Genomic DNA, 20,330 nt, shown 5'->3' with positions numbered 1-20,330 from the left:
GCTGAACCAACATTAAAAACAGATTTTTTCCATGAAGAACAGAACTCTATATTTATTATTTTTTCTTGCAGCTATTTGCAGTTTTCATGCAAAGGTAAGGCTTCCCGCATTGGTTTCAGACGGAATGATCCTTCAGAGAAATCAGGATCTTAAAATCTGGGGATATGCAGATGCAGGAGAAAAAATTACAATTAAGTTTATCAATAAAACGTATCGTGCCACAGCAGACCAAAGTGGAAACTGGGCTCTTGTGCTTCCAAAGCTTAATGCCGGAGGCCCATATACCATGATGATTAATGAGATCACCCTTAAAGATATTCTTATTGGTGATGTGTGGGTAGCTTCAGGACAATCCAATATGGAACTTCCGATGCGCAGGCTGACACCTTTGTATGAAAATGAAATTAAAAACGCCAATAATCAGAATATAAGATTCTTCACCGTTCCGCAGAAATACAATTTTAAAGCTCCGCAAAATGATCTTGACGGAGGGAAGTGGGAAAGTACCAATCCTCAGACTATTCTTGATTTTTCGGGAGTTGCTTATTTTTTTGCGAAAGAACTGAATGAAAAAAATAAAGTTCCTGTAGGAATCATTCATACAAGTCTGGGAGGCTCTCCGGTTCAAGCCTGGATGGATAAAAAATCACTGAAAAAATATCCGGAATATCTCGCTGAAGCAGAAAAATGGAAAAATGATGACTTGATACAATCTACAGAATCCCAGGAAAGATCATTAAGCAAAGCATGGTATGCAGAGCTGGATCAGAGTGATATTGGGTTCAATCAGCACTGGGAAAAAGATAACGGAAATGATGAAGGATGGAAAACCATAATGCTGCCTGGATCATGGGAAGATCAGGAAGGCTCGTTTGACGGTTCGGTATGGTTCCGCAAAGAAATTATTCTTCCAAAAGGAGTGGATCAGAAAGCAGCATTTTTAAATCTGGGAAGAATAAAAGATGCTGATGTTACTTACATCAACGGAATCAAAGTAGGAAATGTAACCTATGAATATCCGCCACGCTGGTATGACATTCCCAAAGGCGTTTTAAAAGAAGGAAAGAATATCATTACCGTTAGAGTCATCAATGGCAGCGGAAAAGGACAGTTTATTGCTGATAAACCGTATTACTTAGAAATTGACGGACAAAAAACAGACCTTAAAGGCGAGTGGAAATATAAAATAGGAGCAAAAATGGAAAAAATGGCTCCCGGACAGACATTTATCCGCTGGAAGCCGGTAGGGCTTTACAATGCCATGATTAATCCGCTGATCAATTATAAAATCAAAGGATTTATCTGGTACCAGGGCGAAAGCAATACCGGAAAACCAAAAGAATACGGAGATTTATTGTCAACCATGATCTCAGACTGGCGTGCAAAATGGAACAAGAAAGATCTGCCGTTCTTCATTGTACAGCTGGCTAATTTCATGGAGAAAAAAGATGAACCAATTGAAAGTAACTGGGCTGAGCTGAGAGAACAGCAGAGACAGGTTTCTCTCAATGTTCCTTATTCAGGACTTGCGGTAACGATTGATGTGGGAGAATGGAATGATATTCATCCGCTCAATAAAAAAGCAGTAGGTGACAGACTGGCTTTACAGGCCCTGAAAATCGGGGAAGGCAAAAAAATCATAGCTGATGGACCTGTTTATCAGTCGATGAAGACAGAAGGCAATACCATCATTCTATCATTTAAAACCGGAACAGATGATCTTGTACAGGGAGAACTGAAAGGATTTGCCATACAGCAGAAAGACGGCCGCTACCAATGGGCAAAAGCAGAAGCAAAAGGAAATAAAGTTAGGGTATGGAGTGATCAGGTCACCAGTCCTGTTAATGTACGTTACGACTGGGCAGACAACCCGGACGGCAATCTTAAAAATAAAAGCGGACTTCCGGCTTCACCTTTTACAACAGAAAAAAATTAATTTAACATAGAAAACCTTATTACAATCAATGGATCATCAGCCACAAAAAATATCGGTAATAGAAAAAGTAGGGTATAGCATGGGAGATCTTGCAGCCAACCTTGTTTTTCAGACCTTAGTCACCTACCTGACCTATTTTTATACAGATATTTACGGACTCAAAGCAGAAGATGCTTCTGTTATCACCCTTACGGTAGGATTAATTGCCGGGTTTGGTTTTAACCCGCTTATCGGAGCGCTGGCAGACCGTACAAGCTCACGATGGGGGAAATTCCGTCCATGGATTTTATTTACCGCTGTACCGCTTGGTATTGCAGCCTTGTTAGCCTTCAGTACGCCTCACTTTTCCTATCAGGGTAAAATGATCTATGCTGCAGTTACTTATTCATTATTATTGTTATTATATGCATCCAATAACTTACCATATGCTGCTCTGAGCGGTGTTATCACGGGAGATATGGGAGAAAGAAACAGTATTTCTTCATACCGTTTTGTAGCAGTAATGTTTGCACAGTTCTTTGTACAGGTATTCATGCTTCCTATCATTCTGTATGTAGGACACGGAGATAAAGCACAGGGAATTGAGACCGTTATGGCTTGGCTGGCAGTGATCGGATCCATCATGCTTTTGATTACTTTTTTTACGACCAAAGAAAGAATTATTCCCAAGCCGGAGCAGAAATCTAGTCTGAAAGAGGATTTAAAAGATTTATTCCAGAACAGACCGTGGATTATTATGCTTACCGTGACTGCATTTATATTTATCACGCTGGCCATGAAAGGAGGATCTTATGTCTATTATTTTAACAACTATGTAGACGAGAGTGCTCTCAAAAGTTTTATTTCACCCATTACTGCATTTTTTAATTCTGCCGGGATGAATTTCTTCGGAGAAGATCCAAAGTCTGCAGGATTCGGATTATTTAATGCAGGAGGAATTGTGATGATGATTGTAGGGATTACCTTCTCTAAAAAACTGGCAGACAGATTTGGAAAAAGAGATACTTTTATTGCGTCATTATTCATTTCCACACTGTTTATCCTCGCTTTTATATTTTATCCTCCGAAAGCAGTGGGAATTATGTTCCTGTCGCAGATTGTACACGGATTCTTTTACGGAATCAGCACTCCGCTTTTGTGGGCTATGATTGCTGATGTAGCCGATTATTCGGAATGGAAGAACAACCGCAGAGCTACGGCTATTATCTTTTCTGCCATGATGGTAGGATTGAAAGTTGGTCTCAGCATCGGAAGCTCTCTGGTAGCTTTGATCATTGGAAAATACGGATACATTTCCGTACACGGAAGTGAGCAGGTTATTCAGCCTGAAACAGTGGCAGCAGGAGCGAAGATGCTCGTGAGTATATTCCCGTCCATTCCGTTTTTCATTGCGTGCGGACTGCTTTTATTTTACAAAATCAATAAAAAAATGGAAGTTCAGATTGAAAAAGATCTGGCTGAAAGAAGAAAATAAAAAAATTACTATGAAACGTATTTTAATTGGTTTGGCGGCTCTTACCGCTTCCGGGCTGTCGGCGCAGAAATCCTATGGTACTTTAAAAAAAGCATTTCAGGATAAATTCTACATCGGAACGGCGATGAGTCTTCCTCAGATTGACGGGACAGATCAGAAAGCAGCAGCGATTATCAAAAAACAATTCAGCTCTGTTGTTGCTGAAAACTGTATGAAATCGATGTTTTTGCAGCCTCAGGAAGGCAAGTTCTTCTTTGATGATGCCGATAAATTTGTTGATTTCGGACTGAAAAATAATATGTTCATCATCGGGCATACATTAATCTGGCATTCACAGCTTCCAAAATGGTTCTTTTTAGACAGTAACGGAAAGGATGTTTCTCCGGAACTGTTGAAACAACGCATGAAAAACCACATTACAACCGTAGTTTCCCGCTACAAAGGAAAAGTAAAAGGATGGGATGTGGTGAATGAAGCCATTCTTGAAGACGGAACCTACAGAAAAAGTAAATTTTACGAAATCCTGGGTGAAGATTTTATTCCTTTGGCATTTCAGTATGCACAGGAAGCCGATCCCAATGCAGAATTATATTACAACGATTATAATGAATGGTATCCTGAAAAGGTAAAAACAGTCATTGCAATGGTTGAAAAACTTAAATCAAGAGGAATCCGTATTGATGGAGTAGGAATGCAGGCCCATGTCGGAATGGATATCCCTTCTATCGATGAATATGAAAAAGCAATTCTGGCCTATTCCAATGCCGGAGTTAAGGTCAATATCACAGAACTGGAAATCAGTGCACTGCCTTCTCCATGGGGAAGCTCTGCCAATGTTTCGGATACGGTTGCCTATCAGAAAGAAATGAATCCTTATACCAAAGGACTTCCCAGGGAAGTAGAAGCGAAATGGGAAAAGCGTTACCTCGATTTCTTTAGCTTGTTTTTAAAACATAAAGATAAAATAAGAAGAGTAACCTTATGGGGAGTTACTGATAAACAATCATGGAAAAACGATTTCCCGGTAAAAGGAAGAACAGATTACCCGTTATTGTTTGACAGGAAAGATCAGGAGAAACCTGTGGTACAAAAAATAATAAAATTGGCAGAAAAAAATTAAAATCAATAGAATTTTTACTTAATGAAAAAATCAAAATATTTATTCCCGGAAGATTATATGGCAGACCCTTCCGTTCACGTTTTTGAAGATAAAATCTATATCTATCCCTCTCACGACCGCGAAAGCGGAATTGAAGAAAACGATAACGGAGACCATTTTGATATGAATGATTACCATGTTTTTTCAATGGATGATGTGGACGGCGGAGAAATTAAAGATCATGGCGTAGTCCTTTCGGTAAAAGATATTCCATGGGCTGGAAGACAGCTTTGGGATTGCGATGTTGCCTTCAAAGACGGGAAGTATTATATGTACTTTCCCCTGAAAGACCAAAATGATATCTTCAGAATCGGTGTTGCAGTAAGTGATAAACCTTACGGACCTTTCATTCCTGAAAAACATCCGATGATGGGAAGTTACAGCATCGATCCCTGCATTTTTGAAGATAAAGGAAAATATTATATGTATTTCGGAGGAATCTGGGGCGGACAATTGCAACGTTATAGAGATAATAAAGCACTTGAATCCGCTGTAATTCCTGAAAATAATGAACCCGCAATCCATTCAAAGGTAGCTTTGCTAAGCGATAATATGCTTCAGTTTGCGGAAGCTCCTAAAGACGTTGTCATCATTGATGAAAACGGAAAACCACTGCTTCATGGTGATAAGCACCGCTTTTTTGAAGCATCATGGATGCATCAGTACAACGGTACATATTATTTTTCTTATTCAACAGGAGACACCCACCTGATTTGCTATGCAACCGGAGATAATCCTTACGGTCCGTTTACTTTTCAGGGGGAAATTCTTACTCCGGTGGTAGGATGGACAACCCATCATAGTATTGTGGAATTCAAAGGGAAGTGGTATCTGTTTTTCCATGATTCTGTTCCGAGTGGTGGTAAAACATGGCTGAGAAGTATGAAAGTCATTGAACTGGAATACGATCATGAAGGTAAAATCAAGACGATTGAAGGTCTGGAAGACCAGTCATAGTCATCTTTAACAAATTAAAATTTTTCAATGCGATATCTGAGATTCAATATTCTATTTTTTCTGATCATTCCGTTACTGGCCTTCGCGGAGGACGGAAGTCAGCTATGGCTTCGGTTTCCTGCAAAAAATGGGATATCGGCAGATAAAATTATTTCCAAAGGCAGCAGCCCAACCCTTAACATCGCCAGAAAAGAGCTGAGCAGCCACTGGCAGGGACAGGCGGTGGAACTTCGTACAGAAAACAAAGAGAAAAATCTGAAAGACGGCTACAAAATTGTTTCTACCCCTGAAAAAATTGTTATTTCTGCAGGTAAAGAAATAGGACTGTTGTATGGAGTCTATCATATCTTACGATTACAGCAGACAAAAGCCAATCAGTCTCATTTAAATACTGTAGAAAAACCATCATACGATGTAAGAGTTCTGGACCATTGGGATAATCTGGATGGAAGTATTGAAAGAGGATATGCCGGAAGATCACTCTGGAAATGGGAAGATCTGCCGGGGAGAATTTCTCCGCGTTATGAAGAATATGCAAGAGCAAATGCTTCTGTAGGAATCAATTCTGTTGTTTTAAATAATGTGAATGCATCGCCCAATATGCTTAGAGAAGACTATCTTAAAAAAGTAAAGGTTTTGGCCGATATTTTCAGACCTTATGGCATTAAGGTATATCTTTCCGTGAATTTTTCTTCACCTAAAGTGCTGGGCGGATTACAAAATTCAGATCCATTGAATAAGGATGTACAAAAATGGTGGAAGGATAAAGCGGCTGAAATTTACAGATTAATTCCTGATTTTGGTGGATTTTTGGTGAAAGCCAATTCCGAAGGGCAACCGGGACCTCAGGATTACGGAAGAACCCATGCAGACGGAGCCAATATGATGGCCGATGCCTTGAAACCTTACAACGGAATTGTCATGTGGAGAGCCTTTGTCTACAGCCCGAGCAAAGACGACAGAGCCAAACAGGCTTATCTCGAATTTGTTCCTCTGGATGGTAAATTCAGGGATAACGTAATTATTCAGATCAAAAACGGACCTGTTGATTTCCAGCCGCGAGAAGCTTTTAATCCTCTTTTCGGTGCTTTAAGAAAAACTTCCGAAATGGTAGAATTTCAGATTACACAGGAATATCTGGGCTTTTCAAATCATTTGGTTTTTCTGGCCCCATTATTCAAGGAAACATTGGATAGTGATACTTATTCTGACGGTAAGGGATCTACGATTGCTAAAATAACAGACGGTACTTTAAGACCTGCAAAATTGACAGCCATTTCTGCCGTTGCCAATATCGGGGAAGATACCAACTGGACGGGGCATCATTTTGCACAGGCCAATTGGTATGCATTCGGGAGATTAGCATGGAATCATCAGCTGAGTTCAGAGCAGATTGCCGATGAATGGATAAAAATGACCTTCACAGACGATCATAACTTCCTGAATCCGGTAAAAGAGATCATGCTTTCTTCCAGAGAAACCGCTGTGGATTATATGATGCCATTAGGGTTACACCATATCTTTGCGGGAGGGCATCACTATGGACCTGAGCCATGGGGCGATTATAAAGGCGGAAGACCGGACTGGTCACCTGTTTATTACCACCAGGCTGATGCTCAAGGATTGGGCTTTAACAGAACAAAAACAGGAAGTAACGCTGTTTCACAATATTTTCCACCATTGAATGAAAGATATGGGAATATCTCAACCTGCCCGGAAAATCTTATCCTGTGGTTTTATCATGTTGCGTGGGATTATACAATGAAAGACGGGAAAACTCTGTGGGATGAGCTGTGCTATACGTATGATTTCGGGGTGAAAAAGGTAAGGGATTATCAGAAAACCTGGGATAAAATGGAACCTTATATAGACAAACAGAGGTTTGCAGATGTTCAGTCAAAGCTCAGAATTCAGTCAAAAGATGCGGTATGGTGGAAAGATGCCTGTTTGCTGTATTTCCAGACTTTTTCCAAAAAGCCGATTCCTTATGATATAGAACGTCCTGTTCATGAACTGGAAGATCTGAAGAAGATTAAACTGGACATGGGGCATCACAATTAAAAAATGAGGCAGCTCTTTTTCCTGATCGGAAATGGAGCTGCCTCAAAACAATAAACTGTAAGTAAAATTTTAATCCAAATAATTTGGAATGATCGATATGTCAATCTATCTGTATATATTCCTGTTTATCGGATAGAAATTATCTTATTAAAAACATTTCCATTCTCTTCAACCTGGATGATGTATTGGTCTGCGGTTTTAGGATCAAGATCAAAAGTGATATCCACTTTGCCGTCAGCATATTTTTTGTTTGAAGTATAATACATTGTATTGGAAAGATCATATACTGAAATGCTTACAGATCCTTTCGCATCAGACATGTGAAGCTTTGCCATATGTCCTGAAATAGTATATTCAGGCTTATGCACAGCGCTTACAGGTGTTTTTTCCACCTCCATTACATTATCAGCATTGATTTTGATTTTGTATTTCTCTATCTTCATTTCTGATTCTGCTACCAGATAATAGGTTCCTGGCGTAAAACTCTGAAAATCATAAGACTTTATGAGGTGATCTCCATCTGCAAGATTTTCGGAAAACAGCTCGTCATGTGCAGTGTTATAAACAAAAACAGAAACACTTTTAGCATTTGAAAGCTCAAAGTTCAAAGTTTTGTTTTGTACGTTTCCAAAGGAAAGGGAAAAATCTCTGTCCTTACTCATTACATTTGCTGAGAACAATAAGGCTCCTGCAAAAAATACGGCTTTTAACAATGTGCTCATGGGTTAAGGTTTTTTAGAATTATTATTGCAAAGCTATGACAACAATACTTCTCAGGCTATAATTAAATTTTCATGTTTGTGTACTATATTAACTTTGTTTGATCTTATTGATGTATTATTTGTTAATTTTGCATATGAAATTATTTGTTTTTGATCTATGAAACATGTAAATCCTTCTTTTGAAGCAATAAGGCCAACGATAGGGAGTAGTTTTACCAGTCTGAAATTTCTCACTAATGAGAATATAAAATCCCATGTCTGGCATTACCATCCTGAGGTTGAGCTTATTTTTGTGTGCAAAGGTTCCGGGAAAAGGCAGATCGGAAGCAGTATCTCTTATTTTTCAGATGGTGATCTTGTCCTGATAGGAAGTAATCTTCCGCATTGCGGACTGACCAATGAAAATACACGTAATGCGTATGAAATGGTGATTCAGTTCAAGCCTGATTTCTTGGGAGAACCTATTTGGGACCTACCGGAGATGCAAAGGATTTCTGCTCTGCTTGAAAAATCAAAAGCAGGAATCGTGTTCGGGGAAGAGGTGAAGAAAACAATCGGGAAAGAGATTGTTGAGATGCACGAAGCTTCTTCTTTGGACAAGCTGTGCAGATTTCTGAAAATATTGGATGAACTGTCTGTGACTCATGATTACAGGATTTTAAATGCAGGAAAATATTACCTTCAGACGCAGATTGAAGACAATGAAAGAATCAATCTTATATTTAATTACGTTAAAGATCATTTCAAAGAAGCCATAACCCTCGAAGAAATGGCTGATCTTGCCAATATGAAAGTACCGTCTTTTTGCCGTTACTTTAAAAAAATCACCAATAAAACTTTTACGCAGTTTGTTAACGAGTACAGAATTACTCATGCCCTCAAACTACTTGCGGAACAGCCTTTAAGCATCACAGAAGTTTGCTTTGAATCAGGGTTTAATAACTTCAGCTACTTTAACAGGACTTTTAAAGAATACATCCAAAAGAGCCCTTCTCAATACCGGAAAGAATTTAATTACTTTATGGAATAATTTTTATAGAAATCTGAAAATTCTCCTCCGGATTATGATTTATTAAAATATAAGTGTAAATTTAACACTTATAAATAAAAGTCATAACTATGAAATTTTTTATTGATACTGCCAATCTGGCGATGATAGAGGAAGCCAGTGCCTTAGGAGTTCTGGACGGAGTAACCACCAATCCTTCGCTGATGGCGAAAGAAGGTATTTCGGGAAAGCATAATATCCATAATCACTATTTGGATATCTGTAAAATTGCTGATGGAGATATAAGCGCGGAAGTACTCGGAATTACTTTTGAAGAAATGATTAGAGAAGGGGAAGAGCTTGCTGCATTACACCCGCGGATTGTCGTAAAAGTTCCTGTAACCAAGGACGGAATTAAAGCGATCAGGTACTTTTCTGAAAAGGGAATAAAAACCAACTGTACTCTTGTTTTCTCAGCCGGTCAGGCCTTGTTGGCAGCAAAAGCTGGGGCTACTTATGTTTCTCCGTTTCTGGGAAGACTCGATGATGTTTCTACAGATGGTCTTCATCTGATCTCAGAAATCACAGAGATTTATGACAATTATGCTTTTGATACTCAGATACTGGCTGCCTCAGTCCGACACAGTATGCATATTATCAATTGTGCAAAATTGGGAGCTGATGTCGTGACCTGTCCGCTGGCTCCGATACTATCTTTACTCAAACATCCGCTGACAGATTCAGGATTAGACCAGTTTATTAAAGATTCACAAAAAATGAAATAAGATTGGGCAGAAAAGTATAACTTCTCTGTTATAAATTCAGTAGTTTTATACTTTAGATGACCCCAGATTTATTGATCAGATAAGATTGATATGCAGGAACAGTTAATCAACCCAATCATACAAAAGTTTAGGACCGAATTCAAAGCAGAACCTGAACACATCTTCCTTTCTCCCGGGAGAATTAATATTATCGGTGAGCATGTAGACTATAGCGACGGTTTTGTATTGCCTGCTGCTATAGACAAATACATTTGTTTTGCTGTACGCAAGCTGCCACAGTCTAATTTTTGTACCATCGTAGCCAAAGACCTCGGAGAAGAATATACATTTGATGTCACAATTGAGGTAAAACCCGTTCAGCAGATGTGGATGAACTATATTCTGGGCGTTTTCAGCCAGTTGCAAAAGCCTGAAACTCACTTTTGCGGAATGGAAATTGTTTTCAGCAGTAGCATTCCGATGGGATCCGGGCTTTCTTCTTCGGCAGCCCTTGAATGTGGTTTTGCGTATATCCTCAATGAACTTTTTGACCTTCATCTCACCAAAAAAGAAATTGTGGTGATCGGGCAAAAATCAGAACATGCTTTTGCAGGAGTTCAGTGCGGAATTATGGATCAGTTTGCCTCCGTTTTCGGAAAGGAAAATAAGGTAATGATGCTCGACTGTAATTCTCTGGAGCATCAATATTTTGATGCTGACCTTAAAGGATACAGCCTGCTGCTTTTTGACAGCTGTGTAAAGCATAGTCATCTGACATCCGGCTATAACGAAAGACGGAGAGATGTAGAATATGGTAAAAAAGTCTTATGGAAAAATTTTCCTGAAATTGAAAAATTCCGGGATTTTACATTGCCTATGCTTGATCATACAAAGGAAGAAATGGGAGATATTTCATTCAAAAGATGTCTCTATCTGTTGAAAGAAATCCAAAGAGTAGAAATGGCGGCCAAAGCTATTTCAGAAGGTAATATTGAATACCTGGGAACACTTCTCACGGAAACCCATGCCGGGTTGTCCACTGAATTTGAGGTCAGTTGCAATGAGCTTGATTTTTTGGTTGAAAACACATTGCTGCAGGAAGGGGTGCTGGGAGCAAGAATCATGGGAGGTGGCTTTGGAGGCTGCAGCATCAATCTGATTCAGGAAAACAGAGCTGAAGAAGTGATTAAAGCTATTAGTGAAAAATATCTTGAACATTTTAATATTCGGATGAAAGTTTACCAGGTTAAAATTTCAGACGGGATAAAAGAATACACCAATGAATACATCATTTGACCCTAAAAAACATCCCCACAGAAGATACAATCCTCTTTTGGATGAATGGTTATTGGTTTCTCCACAACGGGCAAACCGCCCATGGCAGGGGCAGAGAGAAGAAACAGCAGAAGAAGACCGTCCCGAATACGATCCGGACTGCTATCTCTGTTCAGGAAATATTCGTGCTAACGGAGACCGAAACCCTGCATACCAGGGAACCTATGTCTTTAACAATGACTTTGGAGCATTGTTGAATGAAGAAGTTGAATTTTCCGAGAAACAGTCAGGATTTTTTACCCTTTTTCCGGAACGCGGAATCAACAGGGTGGTTTGTTTTTCTGAAAATCACAGCCTTACCTTACCGGAAATGTCTGTGGAACACATCAAAAATGTAGTGGATGTATGGCAGGAGCAGTTCAATGAGCTGGCGGCTCTGGACCCTATCAATTATGTTCAGATTTTTGAAAATAAAGGAAGCATCATGGGCTGCAGCAACCCTCATCCGCACGGCCAGATTTGGGCACAATCGTCCATTCCGGCAATGGTTCAGAAAACCCAGGATCAGCTGAAATTGTATTTTGAAAAAATAAAAGAACATTGGTGGAAGACTATCTTGAGCAGGAAATCACGGCTGGTGAGCGCATCGTCACAGAAAATGAACACTTTGCCGCATTGGTGCCGTTTTGGGCGTCGTGGCCTTATGAAACAATGATTATCAGTAAACAGAAAAGAGAAAATATTGCGGGATTTTCTGAAGAGGAAAAAAAATCTTTTGCAGCTGTACTCAAGGATCTGACCACAATATATGACAATCTTTTTGAAACGTCATTTCCTTATTCTGCGGGAATTCATCAATCGCCTACAGATGGCAAAGAACATCCGGAATGGCATTTTCATATGCACTTTTATCCGCCGTTACTCAGAAGTGCTGACGTTAAAAAATTTATGGTAGGATACGAAATGCTGGCCGAGCCTCAGCGGGATATTACCCCGGAACAAAGTGCAGCAATATTAAGAAATCTTCCCACCATTCATTACAAGAAAAAATAATAAATCAATATCTTTGAAAAGAATAAGCAAATGATGATTCTGCTGCAAACAGAATATTGCTTTTCCCAATAAAATTATGGAACAGATTAAATTAATTGTGACGGACATGGATGGGACATTTCTCAATTCCAGCCATGAAATGAGCCCTGAGTTTTCGGATGTTTACCAGGAACTGAAAAAAAGAAATATTGTTTTTGTGCCTGCAAGCGGAAGACAGATGCCGGGCATTACCCATTATTTCGGAGAAATAGAAAGTGAGATTGGTTTTATAGCTGAAAACGGCGGCTATGTTATCTATAAAGACCAGGAACTTTTTGCTGATATACTGGAATACAGATATATTGTTGAGATCATCAAAGCTGTTCGTGAAATACCGGGAGCCAAGGCTGTACTGTCTGCTAAAAAGATGGCTTATTACGAAACCGATGATCAGCAGTTTGTAGATTTTTTTTCCAAATACTATACTGAAAATATGAAGAAGGATGATCTGACAGAACAAATTGATGATACCACCTTTAAAATAGCAGTATATCATCCTGAAGGTTCCGAAAAATATCTTTATCCGGCCCTTAAAAGATTTGAAGAATTCGGTCTTGAAGTGGTCGTTTCCGGGGAGTATTGGCTGGACGTTATGAATAAGGATATCAATAAAGGAAACGCTTTGAAAATCCTTCAGAAATCATTGGGGATTTCTCCAGAAAATACGATGGCTTTCGGAGATTATATGAACGATATAGAAATGCTGAAGAATGCAAGATATTCCTACGCCATGAAAAATGCCCATCCGAATGTAAAAGAGGTAGCTAATTTTGAAGCATGTACCAATGACAGCTTTGGAGTTCTTAAAACGATTAAGGACTATCTGAATTTGAATTAATTCATCCGTACACCAAAATTTCATTATACTTTGAATACCAATTAAAACTAATAATATGAAAACATCAACCGATAGAAAGCCAGCCAAAACATGCTATGAGCATATCGGCGGAAAATTAGGTCAGCTTCTTTTAGAACAATTTGTAGAGAAAGGCTGGATTGCTAAGGATAGTCCTGCTGACCGTAACTATTATATTACAGATAAAGGACAGGAAGAGTTTACAAAACTAGGCATTGATCTGTCACAAATAAAAGCAGAATAGAGCCCGTCCCAATCGCTTTTCAATCCATTTTTCAGTCCACTGCTGACCCTTTCTTTCATCTTATAAATGCTTGTGTTATCTAAATGATATCTGTAATAGAAAAAACGTATCACTATATTTTACTTTAAGAACTCTTTAAAAATAAATTTGCATTCCTTTTTTCACCTTTGAACATAAGACAACTAAAAGCAATAAAATAATTTATGATTAATAACCAGTTTATTACTGAAAAGTTTGGGTTTCTTGGACTGGATTTTATACGTGAACTTGAAAAATGCTGCATAATCACTGATATAAATCTAAAATGGAGATTGTGAGTCCCGGACAGAGAATTCATTCTGTACCTATCCTCATTAAAGGGTCTGTAAAAGTTTTTACTTTTAATGAAGGAAGAGAACTTTTATACTATTATATGAAACCTGGTGAAAGCTGTATCATGACTTTTGCTTCCATATTTAAAAACTGTATAAGTTCTGTATATGCCTGTGCTGAGGAATCATCCAAAGCTTTGCTGATTCCTGTTTCCAGCCTGCTTAAGCTGATGAACAGCTTTCCGGGGATGAATAATTTTTTCTACAATGAATATGACAGCCGGTTTACTGCATTGATGAATATGGTAAATGATGCTGTTTTTAATAAACTGGATACCAGAGTGCTTAATTATATCAATCAACGTGCTGTTGTTACCGGAAATAATCCTGTAAAAATCACCCATAAAGATATTGCATCAGCTTTGGGAACATCCAGAGAAGTGATAAGCCGTGTTCTTAAAAAGCTCGTTAATGAAGGCCGGATTATCCAACACAAAACGGCTATTGAGATAATAGCCGGGACCAACGTAAGTGAACCATTGTTTAATTAGTTTTTCAAATGCTTCTTTAAAAAAGCAAGACTGCCTTCAGCCAGCTCCTGAGCATCATAAGGCGATTTTTGCCATAATGAAACCTTTTCCTGCATTCCGGGAATTGAGGAGCTGAAATTTTCAAGAACCAGATTCCCTTCAAAATTGATTTTTTTCAATGCTGAAAAAAACTCTTCCCAATTGATTGTTCCTTCTCCCAGCATACCGCGGTGAGATTCTGTAACATGAATATGCTTAAGCATTTTCCCGGAATTGATGATCGGGTCATAAAAATTATTTTCTTCAATATTCATATGAAAGGTATCAAGATGAAGGAAGAGATTATTTTTGCCTGTTTTTTTTATAAGCTCCAGGACATTTTCTGCGGTATTGCAAACATACGATTCATAGCGGTTTATAGGTTCTATGGCGATATCTATACTTCTGTTCTGGGCGTAATCTGCCACATTGCACCATACTTCAGCAATGATTTCTTTTTCATTTTCTGTGAGTGGTTTTCCGGTAAAGACACCTATCCCGCTGTGTAAAACTCCTGCCAGCAGGTTGATCTCCAGCTCAGCAGTTTTATCAATTGCTTTTTTGATAAGCTTTTCTGCGGCTTCAGGATAAAACGCAATATGGGCATCTTTGGGAAGGTTCAGCGAGCATACAACCTCCAGATGATTTTCTTTCAGCTGTTTTTTTACTGTTCCGGCATGAAAATCCATTGAGCCCGGAAGCAGTATTTCGATGAGATCAAACCCTGCCTGAGCGGTTTTTTCTATAGCATATTTTCCTGATTCTGCATTCCATAACGGAGTAATCCAGGAGAGTAGGGAAGCTCCAAACTTTATATTCATTATATTTTATTTATTTAATTTTAAAAAATCCACCATTCTGTGCGTATTCCGAAATATGTACCGAATCTTTTGGCTCCTGACTGTTGTAAAAATGGTGAATAAAGACTATTCATAGCCTGATCATTATATCTTGATATTTCAGCAATAAAGCGGATGTGAGGTCTTGCCCAGACACTGCGTTCCGCTGTAGGAACAATGGTGGGAGCCAAAACCAGTTTCATCATTGATGCTGCATCCTGGGTTCCGTTTTTTCTTGTTGCATAATGGAATTCAGAAAGAATATGAAACCAGTTGTTAAAATAGTAAGTGGCTCTGATTCCTGTATTAAATTCTGTTTTCCTGTTGAAAATTTCACGGCTATAATAATCCGGAGCTTTATCATTACTGGCTGATCCTCCCTTACTCTTGGTGAAGACGGCATAAGGATTAAGCGACCAACGGTTTGAGATATTCCAGAGGAAATGTTCAACAACAGTAAAAGAGTATGCTCCTTTGTATGTTTTTGTAGTTTCATCAGGTGCTCCATAGGTACGCCAGGTCTGTGTATTCCCATTATCGCCTCCATTAGCAATTCCGGTCCCGTATCTTACAGAAAACTGATTGAATGAACCCGGAATTTTTGTTGCAATATCTGTATTTAATTTAGCCCCAAAAACCCAACCCTGATCTGACGGATATTGCTCTACGGAATTTTCTCCCGATTTTTCTACATAATGAAATTCTGCTAGTAATTTGAGTTTATGTTTTGTATTTTTAAATGGCAGTGCCTGTTCCAGAACAAAAACTTCTCTTTGCCTGTAGATAAGGTTTTTTGATCCGCTGATGACATTGGTGTATGAGTATGGAGTGGAGTTGCTAGCCGCAGTATCAATAGCTGCCGGGAAAAACATTGAAAACCTGGTGTTTTTATGTCTCAGTCCCCAACCGGTTGCCGAATGGTCATCAAAATAAAAGTAATCTGCAATGTGAATATCATCATATCTCAGCCATCTTGATCCGGCCCAGACATCCCAGTCACTTCCCATAATATTTCTGGCCTCAACAAATGCTTCAGGTAAGGCCACAATCATTCCCTGATTGGATTTTGAATCTACATTTCCCAGAAAAGTTCCGCCTGAATAAAAGCTCAGTCTTGCCTGCATATCGATCCTTGTACTTTTTGTACTGTCACCGTTTACCACCGGACTAAAGTGAAAAGCTGGCAAGAAATCAACATAATCTCCCTGATCCATTCTGCCTCCTAAAGATCCCTGATTGTTCAGATTCAGTTGTCTCCCGGTTTTGCCGTCCGCATTAGGAGAATACCCAGCTCCGATTCTGCCGGTTGTACCAAAGGAGAATTTTTTATTGGTTATTACGATCTGGGCATAAATTCCACTGCCGGCGCATACAAGTAAAATGCACCAAGCTAATAAAAGCTTTGTTTTCATAGGAATTATTTAAGTGTTTTGGGCTTATAGAATTTTAATGCAAATAATAAAATAACTACATAGCATAGAATAGGAAGGAGATAAGCATGGGCAATATCTTTTTCAGCAATTCTCCCCATGATCGGAGGGAAAACAGCGCCTCCAAACATTGCCATAACCAGAAATGATGAAGCCTGCTGAACTTTTGATCCTAATCTTTTAAGCCCAAGACTGAAGATGGTAGGATACATCACACTCAGGAACAGGTTGAGCAAAATAAGGCTGATAAATGAAGCCCATCCGAAACTCTGGGAAATAATCAGGCACAGAATGATATTACATGAGGTAAAGATAGCCAGCAGTTTGTTGGGAGCAATGAATCTCATCAGGAAAGTGCCGATAAATCTTCCAATCATCATCATTGCCATGCTCAAAGAAAAATAGTAGGAAGCCTGTATCTCCGGAAGATGCATTTTCTCGACACCGTAATTGATAAAATAAGCCCATGTTCCGCCCTGCGCGGCAATATTGAAAAACTGGGCAATCACTGCAAATATAAAATGCCTCTGCTTGTAGAGCGGTGCGTGTGGATCTGATACAGACTGGTCTTCTCCTTTTTCATTTTCTGAAATAATGATATCTTCTGCATGAGGATCTTTGAGATCCGGGACTTTGATAAAGCTGAAAATAATGGTAATTGCCAGAATGACAATCCCAATCCATGTATAAAGATTTTTTACAGAATCCAGAGATCCTGTTCCTGAATCAGGGGCTCCAAAAATGAAATATCCACCAAGCAGAGGACCGATGATAGCCCCTAAACCATTAAATGACTGAGCAAAGTTGACCCTCTGATCACTCGTTCTTTCATCACCAAGAGCTGCTACAAAAGGATGGGCTACCGTTTCAAGAGTTGCCATTCCCATAGCAAGTACAAAAAGAGCCAACCTGAAAAAGTCAAATGAAGAAGTATTAGCTGCCGGAATGAACAAGAAGGATCCCAGTGCAAATAGTGAAAGTCCCAGAATTACCCCCAATTTATAACCAAATCTTTTCATAAAAAGCCCGGCCGGAATTCCCATAAGTGCGTATGCACCAAAAATGGAAAGCTGTACCAGCCCGGATTTGGATTTTGAAATATGAAGAACGTTCTGGAAATGTTTATTCAATACATCACCCATGGTAAGCGCAATGGCCCAGAAGAAAAATAATGACGTAACAAAAGACAGGATGATATAATATTTCTTATCTGTAAATTTTGGAGTATTCATATAGTATATTTTTAAGAGGTTTTACAGCTGTTTTTTTCTCTGAATGTCTTGAATTCTTCATAGGTATAATCCGGACATGCTCCAGCTTTCGATGTGATAAAAGCTCCCAATGACGTTGCTTGTTTCATAATCTCTTCCGGGGATCTGCCCTGAATTCTTTTAGACAGGAACCCGGCAAGAAAAGAATCCCCGCTTCCCACAGTATCTGCAATTTCAATATGAACCGCCGGGAAATTATAAGCAGTATCACCTGTAAAGTATCTTGCACCTTTGCTTCCTTTGGTAAGAACAATTTCATTCAAATTGAAATATGCCTGAAGATGTCTGATACTGGTATCTTCATCAATATAATCTTCACCGAGATATTCAAGAATGGTTCTGAGTTCTGCCTTGTTCATTTTAACAAGGTCAGCCTTATGCAATAACTTTTTGATGAATTGAAAATCAATAAAAGGAGGACGGAAATTGACATCAAAAACCCTGAATTTTGAATATTCCAAAAGTTCTAGCAGAGTAGCTTGGGATGTTTTGTTCCTTGTAATCAGGCTTCCAAAAACGAAAGCTTCTGCGTTCTCAATCAATTTCTTATGTTCTGGCAGCGGTTGAATAAAATCCCATGCTGCTTCCTGCACAATTTCATATATAGCCTCTCCGTGTTGATCAAAATCAGCAAGCACTGTTCCTGTGGCCTTTTCCTGGTCTACCTGTATGAAATCTGTTGTTATTCCCCAGTTCTGAATTTGATTAAGAAGATGGTGTCCTAGTTCATCGTTTCCAATTCTGCTTAGCATTTTGGTATCGATTCCCATTTTGAAAAGGTTATAGGCAACATTAAATGGTGCACCGCCAGCTCTGGATCCGCTAGGGAAGATGTCCCACAGAACCTCTCCAAAACAAACGACATGGTTTAATTTATTTTTTATCATAATAGGTTAAACGTTTAAGTTATTGTTTAAAAAAAATGTTTTATGTTACATTAAATTATTTTAAAGAGGCTTTGTCAACCAGTTTTGCAGATAATGTAACCCTTTTTCCTGTCGCTGCATAATCATTGATCTGTCCGTCCAGTAGCTTGATAGCCTCTTCAGCCATTTCTTCAATAGGCTGCTGGATGTAGGTGATCTCCGTAGGGAACAGATCATAGGAATCGGTTTCATCAAATGCAACTACAGAAACCTGCTCCGGAACTTTTATATTGTTTTTAACGAGGTAGGAAAGTCCCGCTACCGCAAGTTTATTACTGGAAAAATATAATGCTGTATTTTGAGGGTTTTTTCCAAAGCTATTTTCAAGCTGACAATGTACCTCTTGTGCTATATTTTCCAATCCCACCAGAATATATTGTATTTCAGCTGTTTTGTTGGAAGAGTTTATTGCTTTTTCAAAACCATGCTGTCGGTCCAGCAGATGTGGAAGTTCAGTTTTGTAACCAATGTAGATTATTTTATCAAAATCCTTATTAAGAAGCAGGCTGGTTGTACTTTCGGCTATCTCCTGATTATCAATGGTAATTCCAGGAACAGAAACTCCTTTAAGATACCTGTCAATAGTTACAAAAGGGTATTTAATGTTGATAAGATTTTCAAGTGTCTTTTCTGACCCTGCTACCGGAGCAACGATCATTCCGTCAACCTGCTGCTGTGAAAATAGTTCGGTAAGTTTTTTAAATTTTTCTGCATTTTCGTCAGAACTGCCAATAATCAGGGTATAGCCTAATTTTAAAGCTTTATCTTCCAGATTCCTTGCCATATGAGAATAGAAGTCATTGGAGATGTCTGCAACGATCAATCCCAGAAGCTTTGTTTTATTAGTTTTAAGGCTTTTTGCTATCTTATTGGGAGTATAGTTAATCGTTTCAGCGATTTCAAAAATTTTTTTCCGGGTCTCCTCGCTGATCCGCTGTCCTTCCTTTCTGTTGAGAACATAAGATACTGTGGCTACAGAAACTCCTGCCAGTTTAGCAATATCTTTTATAGAAGACCTTTTCATTTTATTTTATTAATGCACAAAAATATTTCATAAAATAGTAAAAAAACAATAGCTGTCTTTTTTGGCAGTTTCAGAAAAAAGTGTAATTTCGTGCATTTTTTTGAAAATATAATAAGTATTTAACTTTCAGTATTTTAAGTAATAAGGGTTTATTTTAATATGAACAAATTGTTAACTTATTTATTACGATGATTAAATTTGGTTAAACGTTTATCCAGTAATTTTTTTAAAATTCATATTTTCTGTATGCTATCAACAGAAGTTTTCAAAATGGCAATACAAATCTTTTCACAGAGCTGCAAAACTTTCGACAGTTATGGAGAAGCATTAGTCCTTAATAATAATGAAACTGAAGCTGTAAAAATGTATCAAAAATCGGTGGAATTTAATCCTGAAAATGAAAATGGAAAGAAAGTTTTAAAAAGTTATTAA

20 protein-coding genes are annotated in these 20,330 nt (G+C 38.5%); 14 read left to right on the top strand and 6 right to left on the bottom strand.

Translation table 11 applies throughout. From position 1 onward, the window contains the following. Positions 1-31: 31 nt before the first annotated feature. From AC106K_RS07970 to AC106K_RS07950, 5 genes are read left to right on the top strand one after another with little or no spacing between them, the layout of a single operon-like run. On the top strand, positions 32-1,936 hold the full coding sequence (locus AC106K_RS07970; RefSeq protein ID WP_482444325.1) for a sialate O-acetylesterase: 1,905 nt from the start codon (positions 32-34) through the stop codon (positions 1,934-1,936). A gap of 28 nt (positions 1,937-1,964) precedes the next feature. After that, positions 1,965-3,410, top strand: a complete 1,446-nt coding sequence (locus AC106K_RS07965; protein ID WP_482444323.1) for an MFS transporter — start codon at positions 1,965-1,967, stop codon at positions 3,408-3,410. Positions 3,411-3,420: 10 nt separating this feature from the next. Continuing rightward, positions 3,421-4,530 (top strand): endo-1,4-beta-xylanase, encoded by a 1,110-nt coding sequence (locus AC106K_RS07960; protein ID WP_482444321.1) that lies wholly within the window; start codon positions 3,421-3,423, stop codon positions 4,528-4,530. A gap of 21 nt (positions 4,531-4,551) precedes the next feature. Beyond that, positions 4,552-5,526, top strand: coding sequence for a glycoside hydrolase family 43 protein (locus tag AC106K_RS07955; RefSeq protein WP_482444319.1), 975 nt, complete (start codon positions 4,552-4,554; stop codon positions 5,524-5,526). 27 nt (positions 5,527-5,553) lie between these two features. Next, complete coding sequence (locus AC106K_RS07950; RefSeq protein ID WP_482444317.1) at positions 5,554-7,587, top strand: alpha-glucuronidase; 2,034 nt, start codon at positions 5,554-5,556, stop codon at positions 7,585-7,587. A 125-nt stretch (positions 7,588-7,712) separates the two neighbouring features. On the opposite strand, the gene AC106K_RS07945 is transcribed toward AC106K_RS07950, so the two are convergent. Further along, positions 7,713-8,309 carry a hypothetical protein gene (locus AC106K_RS07945; RefSeq protein WP_482444316.1) on the bottom strand — a complete coding sequence of 199 codons (597 nt, stop codon included), beginning with the start codon at positions 8,307-8,309 and terminating at the stop codon, positions 7,713-7,715. Between the two features lie 157 nt (positions 8,310-8,466). On the opposite strand from AC106K_RS07945, the gene AC106K_RS07940 reads away from it, so the two are divergent. The 8 genes from AC106K_RS07940 to AC106K_RS07905 all read left to right on the top strand — a co-directional run bounded on the left by AC106K_RS07940 (position 8,467) and on the right by AC106K_RS07905 (position 14,390). Next, positions 8,467-9,339, top strand: coding sequence for an AraC family transcriptional regulator (locus AC106K_RS07940; protein ID WP_482444314.1), 873 nt, complete (start codon positions 8,467-8,469; stop codon positions 9,337-9,339). 89 nt (positions 9,340-9,428) lie between these two features. Then, positions 9,429-10,082: a fructose-6-phosphate aldolase gene (fsa, locus tag AC106K_RS07935; RefSeq protein WP_482444312.1), complete on the top strand. Its 654-nt coding sequence runs from the start codon at positions 9,429-9,431 to the stop codon at positions 10,080-10,082. A gap of 90 nt (positions 10,083-10,172) precedes the next feature. Next, positions 10,173-11,357 (top strand): galactokinase, encoded by a 1,185-nt coding sequence (gene galK / locus AC106K_RS07930; RefSeq protein ID WP_482444310.1) that lies wholly within the window; start codon positions 10,173-10,175, stop codon positions 11,355-11,357. Next, positions 11,341-12,051 (top strand): galactose-1-phosphate uridylyltransferase, encoded by a 711-nt coding sequence (gene galT / locus AC106K_RS07925; protein WP_482444309.1) that lies wholly within the window; start codon positions 11,341-11,343, stop codon positions 12,049-12,051. The genes galK and galT (AC106K_RS07925) overlap by 17 nt, the downstream gene beginning before the upstream one ends. Next, on the top strand, positions 11,940-12,389 hold the full coding sequence (gene galT, locus AC106K_RS07920; protein ID WP_482444307.1) for a galactose-1-phosphate uridylyltransferase: 450 nt from the start codon (positions 11,940-11,942) through the stop codon (positions 12,387-12,389). The genes galT (AC106K_RS07925) and galT (AC106K_RS07920) overlap by 112 nt, the downstream gene beginning before the upstream one ends. A gap of 76 nt (positions 12,390-12,465) precedes the next feature. Next, positions 12,466-13,266, top strand: coding sequence for an HAD family hydrolase (locus tag AC106K_RS07915; RefSeq protein WP_482444305.1), 801 nt, complete (start codon positions 12,466-12,468; stop codon positions 13,264-13,266). A gap of 55 nt (positions 13,267-13,321) precedes the next feature. Further along, complete coding sequence (locus AC106K_RS07910) at positions 13,322-13,528, top strand: ArsR family transcriptional regulator (protein ID WP_482444303.1); 207 nt, start codon at positions 13,322-13,324, stop codon at positions 13,526-13,528. 304 nt (positions 13,529-13,832) lie between these two features. Further along, on the top strand, positions 13,833-14,390 hold the full coding sequence (locus AC106K_RS07905) for a Crp/Fnr family transcriptional regulator (protein ID WP_482444301.1): 558 nt from the start codon (positions 13,833-13,835) through the stop codon (positions 14,388-14,390). Here the strand turns inward: AC106K_RS07905 and AC106K_RS07900 are convergent. The 5 genes from AC106K_RS07900 to AC106K_RS07880 are packed head-to-tail and all read right to left on the bottom strand — an operon-like array spanning position 14,387 to position 19,898. Next, positions 14,387-15,229: a sugar phosphate isomerase/epimerase family protein gene (locus AC106K_RS07900; protein ID WP_482444299.1), complete on the bottom strand. Its 843-nt coding sequence runs from the start codon at positions 15,227-15,229 to the stop codon at positions 14,387-14,389. The two genes, AC106K_RS07905 and AC106K_RS07900, sit on opposite strands and share 4 nt — an antisense overlap. A 20-nt stretch (positions 15,230-15,249) precedes the next feature. Continuing rightward, positions 15,250-16,659, bottom strand: a complete 1,410-nt coding sequence (locus AC106K_RS07895; RefSeq protein WP_482444297.1) for a carbohydrate porin — start codon at positions 16,657-16,659, stop codon at positions 15,250-15,252. Positions 16,660-16,664: 5 nt separating this feature from the next. Then, complete coding sequence (locus AC106K_RS07890) at positions 16,665-17,909, bottom strand: sugar MFS transporter (protein ID WP_482444295.1); 1,245 nt, start codon at positions 17,907-17,909, stop codon at positions 16,665-16,667. A gap of 11 nt (positions 17,910-17,920) precedes the next feature. Beyond that, on the bottom strand, positions 17,921-18,835 hold the full coding sequence (locus AC106K_RS07885; protein ID WP_482444294.1) for a carbohydrate kinase family protein: 915 nt from the start codon (positions 18,833-18,835) through the stop codon (positions 17,921-17,923). Between the two features lie 55 nt (positions 18,836-18,890). Then, complete coding sequence (locus AC106K_RS07880) at positions 18,891-19,898, bottom strand: LacI family DNA-binding transcriptional regulator (protein WP_482444292.1); 1,008 nt, start codon at positions 19,896-19,898, stop codon at positions 18,891-18,893. A gap of 246 nt (positions 19,899-20,144) precedes the next feature. On the opposite strand from AC106K_RS07880, the gene AC106K_RS07875 reads away from it, so the two are divergent. Then, positions 20,145-20,330: a hypothetical protein gene (locus AC106K_RS07875; RefSeq protein ID WP_482444290.1), complete on the top strand. Its 186-nt coding sequence runs from the start codon at positions 20,145-20,147 to the stop codon at positions 20,328-20,330.

The sequence above is a fragment of the Chryseobacterium sp. FR048 genome (assembly GCF_056844665.1).
Note: the sequence above shows the minus strand (reverse complement) of the source record. Positions and strands in the feature narration are given on the sequence as shown.

Coding starts and splice junctions, on each gene's coding strand:
- AC106K_RS07905 (WP_482444301.1), top strand. CDS start 13,833: ATGGAGATTGTGAGTCCCGGACAGAGAATTCATTCTGTACCTATCCTC.
- AC106K_RS07955 (WP_482444319.1), top strand. CDS start 4,552: ATGAAAAAATCAAAATATTTATTCCCGGAAGATTATATGGCAGACCCT.
- AC106K_RS07875 (WP_482444290.1), top strand. CDS start 20,145: ATGCTATCAACAGAAGTTTTCAAAATGGCAATACAAATCTTTTCACAG.
- AC106K_RS07970 (WP_482444325.1), top strand. CDS start 32: ATGAAGAACAGAACTCTATATTTATTATTTTTTCTTGCAGCTATTTGC.
- AC106K_RS07945 (WP_482444316.1), bottom strand. CDS start 8,309: ATGAGCACATTGTTAAAAGCCGTATTTTTTGCAGGAGCCTTATTGTTC.
- AC106K_RS07915 (WP_482444305.1), top strand. CDS start 12,466: ATGGAACAGATTAAATTAATTGTGACGGACATGGATGGGACATTTCTC.
- AC106K_RS07885 (WP_482444294.1), bottom strand. CDS start 18,835: ATGATAAAAAATAAATTAAACCATGTCGTTTGTTTTGGAGAGGTTCTG.
- fsa (WP_482444312.1), top strand. CDS start 9,429: ATGAAATTTTTTATTGATACTGCCAATCTGGCGATGATAGAGGAAGCC.
- galT (WP_482444309.1), top strand. CDS start 11,341: ATGAATACATCATTTGACCCTAAAAAACATCCCCACAGAAGATACAAT.
- AC106K_RS07950 (WP_482444317.1), top strand. CDS start 5,554: ATGCGATATCTGAGATTCAATATTCTATTTTTTCTGATCATTCCGTTA.
- AC106K_RS07890 (WP_482444295.1), bottom strand. CDS start 17,909: ATGAATACTCCAAAATTTACAGATAAGAAATATTATATCATCCTGTCT.
- AC106K_RS07960 (WP_482444321.1), top strand. CDS start 3,421: ATGAAACGTATTTTAATTGGTTTGGCGGCTCTTACCGCTTCCGGGCTG.
- AC106K_RS07895 (WP_482444297.1), bottom strand. CDS start 16,659: ATGAAAACAAAGCTTTTATTAGCTTGGTGCATTTTACTTGTATGCGCC.
- AC106K_RS07900 (WP_482444299.1), bottom strand. CDS start 15,229: ATGAATATAAAGTTTGGAGCTTCCCTACTCTCCTGGATTACTCCGTTA.
- AC106K_RS07880 (WP_482444292.1), bottom strand. CDS start 19,898: ATGAAAAGGTCTTCTATAAAAGATATTGCTAAACTGGCAGGAGTTTCT.
- AC106K_RS07910 (WP_482444303.1), top strand. CDS start 13,322: ATGAAAACATCAACCGATAGAAAGCCAGCCAAAACATGCTATGAGCAT.
- AC106K_RS07965 (WP_482444323.1), top strand. CDS start 1,965: ATGGATCATCAGCCACAAAAAATATCGGTAATAGAAAAAGTAGGGTAT.
- galK (WP_482444310.1), top strand. CDS start 10,173: ATGCAGGAACAGTTAATCAACCCAATCATACAAAAGTTTAGGACCGAA.
- AC106K_RS07940 (WP_482444314.1), top strand. CDS start 8,467: ATGAAACATGTAAATCCTTCTTTTGAAGCAATAAGGCCAACGATAGGG.